At 26.3% G+C, this 726-nt stretch carries 1 protein-coding gene; it reads right to left on the reverse strand.

Going from position 1 to position 726, the window contains the following annotated elements:
* Positions 1-726: hypothetical protein (locus tag DNK85_RS12760; RefSeq protein WP_208123199.1), on the reverse strand; the 726-nt coding region annotated here is incomplete at both ends.

Genomic DNA, 726 nt, shown 5'->3' on the forward strand with positions numbered 1-726 from the left:
CTTCTCTTTTCTCTCTTTCTTCCTTTTCTTTTTTTTCTTTTTTTTTTCTTTTTTCTTCTTTTTTTTTTTCTTCTCCTTCTTTTTCTTCTTTTCTTTCTTTTCTTTCCTTTTTTCTTTTCTTTTCCTTCTTTTTTCTTCTTTCTTCTCTCTTCTCCTTTTCTTCCTTTTTCTTTTTTCTTTTCTTCTCCCCTTCCTCTTCTTTTCTTTTTTTCCCTTTTTTTTCTTTTCTTCCTCCCCTTTTTTTTTTTTTTTTTTTCTTTTCTTTTTTCTTCTACTTTTATTTTTCTTTCTACTTCTTTTTTTTCTTCCTTTCTTTTTTTCTGTCCTTTTTTTTCTCCTTCCTTTTTTCTTCCTTCTCCTCTTTTTTTTCTTCTTTTTTCCTTCTCTCTTTTTCTTCTTCTTCCTTTTTCTTTCTTTTTCCTTTTTTTATTTCTTTCTTTTCTTCTTTTTTTTTTCTTTTCTTTTTTTTCTACCTTTTTTCTTCTTTTCTCTTTTTTTTTTCTCTTTATTCTCGTTTTTTTCTTCTTTCCTTCTTTTCTTCTTTCCTTTTTTTTTTTTCTTTTTTTCTTTTTTTCTCTCTTCTTCTTTTTTCTCCTTTTTCTCTTTCTTTCCCTTTTCCTCTTTCTTTTTTTTCTTCCTTCTTTTTTTTTTTCCCCTTCTTTTTTTTCCTTCCCCTTCCTTTTCTTTCTTCTTCTTCTTTTTCTCTTCTCTTCTACCTTTCTCTTC

Origin of the sequence: Cysteiniphilum halobium, from assembly GCF_003574425.1 — a bacterium.
Lineage (GTDB): Bacteria > Pseudomonadota > Gammaproteobacteria > Francisellales > Francisellaceae > Caedibacter > Caedibacter halobius.